The sequence below is a fragment of the Luteibacter sp. genome, from assembly GCF_036499525.1.
Lineage (GTDB): Bacteria > Pseudomonadota > Gammaproteobacteria > Xanthomonadales > Rhodanobacteraceae > Luteibacter.
This window is the reverse complement of the sequence record NZ_DASYDO010000077.1, coordinates 1-3,970: the sequence shown is the minus strand read 5'-3', so window position 1 is coordinate 3,970 and position 3,970 is coordinate 1. Positions and strand designations below refer to the sequence as shown.

Annotated in this window: 4 protein-coding genes; all 4 read right to left on the bottom strand. The window is 65.2% G+C overall.

Annotated elements, in window-relative coordinates:
* Window positions 1-156: 156 nt before the first annotated feature.
* The 4 genes from VGM71_RS16515 to VGM71_RS16500 all read right to left on the bottom strand — a co-directional run bounded on the left by VGM71_RS16515 (window position 157) and on the right by VGM71_RS16500 (window position 3,865).
* Window positions 157-744 (bottom strand): hypothetical protein, encoded by a 588-nt coding sequence (locus VGM71_RS16515; protein ID WP_331547171.1) that lies wholly within the window; start codon window positions 742-744, stop codon window positions 157-159.
* A gap of 131 nt (window positions 745-875) precedes the next feature.
* Complete coding sequence (gene queF, locus VGM71_RS16510) at window positions 876-1,703, bottom strand: NADPH-dependent 7-cyano-7-deazaguanine reductase QueF (protein WP_331547169.1); 828 nt, start codon at window positions 1,701-1,703, stop codon at window positions 876-878.
* A gap of 55 nt (window positions 1,704-1,758) precedes the next feature.
* Entirely contained in the window at window positions 1,759-2,751 is a 993-nt protein-coding gene (locus tag VGM71_RS16505) for an aldo/keto reductase (RefSeq protein WP_331547167.1), read from the bottom strand.
* Window positions 2,752-2,836: 85 nt separating this feature from the next.
* Complete coding sequence (locus VGM71_RS16500; protein ID WP_331547165.1) at window positions 2,837-3,865, bottom strand: ribonucleotide-diphosphate reductase subunit beta; 1,029 nt, start codon at window positions 3,863-3,865, stop codon at window positions 2,837-2,839.
* Window positions 3,866-3,970: the final 105 nt, after the last annotated feature.

Sequence of the window (3,970 nt, the reverse complement as noted above, 5' to 3'; positions counted from 1 at the left end):
ACGCTTCTTCGACCGGCTGCGACTGGTCTCACTGGCCGACAGCAGCCGGCGTCTCCAGCGTCACTCGTGAACCGCCGTATGCGGAACCGCACGTACGGTGGTGTGGGAGGGGGCCGGAATATTCCGGCTCCCTACCCGATGGCCGGTGAGGGCTCTTTACTTCTTCTTGACCTCGAATGCCTCGTTACCCACGGCCTGGCCGTTCAGCGAGACGATGAGCTTGTACTTGCCTTCCGGCCACTCGTTCGGATTCTGGATCTTGAACGTGGTGACCGCCGGGCCGTCGGTGCTGATCGACTGGCTGATGTCGCTGACGGTGGTGGTCGTCTCGCCGTCCTGGTAGGTCCACTTCGCGTTCAGCGTGGCGCCGGCGGTGGTGCCTTCGGTGGCGACCGAAGCGTAGATGGTCTTGTCGGTCGGAGCGAAAGCGGTTTTTTCCTTCGACACCTTCTTGTCGGCGCCCACGGCGTTGCCGAGCGTGACCGAACCGACCTTCAGCGTGTCCGCAGCGGCGGGGGCAGCCGGGGCGGGAGCGGGCTGCACGGCCGGAGCCGGGCTCTGGGCGGCGGTGGTCGCGGCGGCCGGAGCGGTAGCCGGCGGCGCCGCGGCGGGGGCGGCCGGTGCCGTGGAGGCAGCGGCCGGGGCGGCATTCTGCTGCTCTTCCTTCTTGCCGCAGGCGGTGAGGACCAGCAGGCCGGCGATGGTGGCCGTGCAGAGGGCGGACGAGCGGAAGGAAAGCTTCATGTTCTGGATTCCGGAATGGCTTTGTCGGGTTCTAACGAGGCGTGAGAGAGGCGATCCTCCTCGGCCGCCGCAGCGTACAGGCTACACAACTAAAGGCAAGACCAATGAAGAGCGCATGAATGCGTCGTTCATCATTGGCGTGCTCCGCGCGCGTTTCCAGGGACCGCGGCGGGGTCGGTGCTGCGGAACGGATTGATGTCCAGGCCGCCGCGCCGTGTATAGCGCGCATACACCGAAAGCTCCGCCGGTACGCAGCGGACGCTGAGGTCCATGAAGATCCGCTCCACGCACTGCTCGTGGAATTCCGTATGGTTGCGGAAGGAGACCAGGTAGCGCAGCAGGCCCGCCCGGTCGATGGGCGCGCCGGTATAGGCGATCTGGACGCTGCCCCAGTCCGGTTGCCCGGTCACCGGGCAGTTCGAGCGCAGCAGGTGGGAAACCAGCACTTCGCGCACATGGCCTTCGTGGGTGCCGAGAAATTCGGTCCGGGGCGGACCGTAGCTGTCGAAGTCCAGCTCCTGCGCGTCGAGGACGATGCCTTCCGGCTCGGCCAGCGGCGTGCCGTCCAGTTCGTCCGGCGAGCGGAGACTCACGGTCACCGGGCCGCCCGCGGCGGTGGAGAGGTCGCGGAGCAACGTGTCGCGCACGAGCGCGTCATCCGCCATCCGCTCCTGGGCGAAACCGTTCAGGTACAGCTTGAAGGACTTCGATTCGACGATGTTCGGCGTCGTTGCCGGAAAGCGGAACTCCGCCACGGCTACCACGGGTTTCCCGCGCACGTCCAGCCAGGACAACTCGTAGCCGTTCCAGATATCCACGCCGTGGAAAGGAAGGTCGGTGTCGGAAACACCGATCTCGGCCCGCTTTCCCTGGCGCGGGATGGGAAAGAGCAGCCCGGCGTCGTAGCGATCGGCGTAGACGGTGGACTTGCCCAGTGGCGAATGGTCGGGGGACGGCATGGCGGTTTGCTGCTGCGAACAAACCACCATTATAAGCCCTCGCGCCGACAAGGACTTACGCGTTGACCGAGCCCATCATGTTGGATGCGTAGCGGTCGCCCGCAGCGGCATCAGGCGGGAACACGGCGTCGATCTCGGCCAGCTCGGAAGCGCTCAGTTTCACGTCTACCGCGCCGGCGTTTTCCTCGAGGTACTTCACCCGCTTCGTCCCCGGGATGGGTACGATGTCGTCGCCCTTGGCAAGCACCCAGGAAAGCGCCAGCTGGCCGGCCGTGCAGCCCTTGTCGGCGGCGAACTTCTTCACCCTGTCGACGATGGCGAGGTTTTTCGCGAAGTTCTCGCCGGTGAAGCGCGGGTTGAGACGGCGGTAATCGTCTTCGGCGAAGTCCTCCGGCTTGGTGATCGCGCCGGTGAGGAAGCCGCGACCGAGCGGGCTGTAGGCCACCAGGGCGATGCCGTTCTCGCGGCAGGCTGCCAGTGTGCCGGTGGTTTCCGGATCGCGCGTCCACAGCGAGTATTCGCTCTGCAGCGCGGCGATCGGATGGACCTTCGCCGCCTTGCGGATCGACTCGGCGGACGCCTCGGACAGGCCCAGATGGCGCACCTTGCCTTCTTCCACCAGGCGCGACATGGCGCCGACGGTTTCCTCGATCGGCACCGTGCGGTCCACGCGGTGCTGGTAATAGAGGTCGATATGGTCGGTCTTCAGGCGGCGCAGGCTGCCTTCCACCGACTCGCGCACGTATTCCGGACGACCGCTGATGCCGCGCTTCAGCGGATCGTTGGGGTCGCGGACGATGCCGAACTTGGTCGCCAGGAAGACCTTGTCGCGGCGGCCCTGGAGCGTGCGGCCAAGCAGTTCCTCGTTGGTGTGCGGGCCGTAGGCGTCGGAGGTATCCCAGAAGGTGATGCCGAGATCCAGGGCGCGCTCCAGCGTGGCGATCGACTCTTTCTCGTCGCTCGCGCCGTAGAACTCGCTCATGCCCATGCAGCCCAGGCCGAGGATGGAAACCTCCGGGCCGTGCTTGCCGAGTTTGCGGGTGATCATGCGTGTCTCCTTCGATTCGATGGGGCAGTCGCCGATGCCGCCTCGACAGGCGGCCCGGCGGGGGATGGATTCGTCGCAGCGTACGCTAGAACGACTGGTCGAAGGCTACCTCGCCCTGCACGCCCACCTGGTATGACGACACGCGGCGTTCGAAGAAGTTGGTCAGTTCCTGCACGTCTTGCAGATCCATGAAGTCGAACGGGTTCTTCGCGCCGTACTTCTTCGGCATGTCCAGCTGCACCAGGCGCTGGTCGGCGCAGTACTCGAGGTACTGGCGCATGTCCGCCACCGAAAGCCCCGCCACGCCGCCGGAGAGCACGTCCTGGGCGAACTGCGTCTCGCAGGCGATGGCGTCTTCGAGCATCGCTTCCACCTGGGTGCGCATGTCGTCGTCGAACAGATCGGGTTCCTGCTCGCGCACGGTGCGCACGACGTCGAACGCGAAGGCCATGTGGCCGGACTCGTCGCGGAAGACCCAGTTGGTACCCGACGCGAGGCCGTGGAGCAGGCCGCGCGAGCGCAGGTAGTACACGTAGGCGAACGCGGCGAAGAAGAACAGGCCTTCGATGCATGCGGCGAAGCAAATCAGGTTGAGCAGGAACTGGCGGCGATGCTCACGCGTTTCCAGGCGGTTCAAGCCCTGGATCGAGTCGATCCACTTGAAGCAGAACTCGCCCTTCTGGCGGATCGACGGAATGCTTTCGATGGCGGCGAAAGCCTTGTTGCGCTCCGCCGGCTCCGGGATGTAAGTGTCGAGCAGCGTGAGGTAGAACTGCACGTGCAGCGCTTCCTCGTACAGCTGGCGCGAGAGGTACATCCGCGCCTCGGGCGAGTTCACGTGCTGGTAGAGGTTCAGCACGAGGTTGTTCGACACGATCGTGTCGCCCGTGGCGAAGAACGCCACGAGGCGATGGACGAGATGGCGGTCCGCATCCGACATCTTCGACTTCAGGTCGGCCGTGTCGAGCGAGAAATCCACTTCCTCCACCGTCCAGGTGTTGCGGATGGCGGCGCGGTACATTTCGTAGAACTGCGGATACTTCATCGGCCGCAGCGTCAGTTCGAAACCGGGGTCGAGGATATGGGAATCGCGGGTGATCGGGGAAGCTGACATCGGGTACCTCGGGATATGTGGCGTTGTAGGAGCGCGCCTTGCGCGCGACAGCTTTCTGCGAGGACCAGCAGGGCCTGTTCCTCACGGCCTCAAAAGCTGTCGCGC

Coding starts and splice junctions, on each gene's coding strand:
- queF (WP_331547169.1), bottom strand. CDS start 1,703: ATGCCGTCCCCCGACCATTCGCCACTGGGCAAGTCCACCGTCTACGCC.
- VGM71_RS16500 (WP_331547165.1), bottom strand. CDS start 3,865: ATGTCAGCTTCCCCGATCACCCGCGATTCCCATATCCTCGACCCCGGT.
- VGM71_RS16505 (WP_331547167.1), bottom strand. CDS start 2,751: ATGATCACCCGCAAACTCGGCAAGCACGGCCCGGAGGTTTCCATCCTC.
- VGM71_RS16515 (WP_331547171.1), bottom strand. CDS start 744: ATGAAGCTTTCCTTCCGCTCGTCCGCCCTCTGCACGGCCACCATCGCC.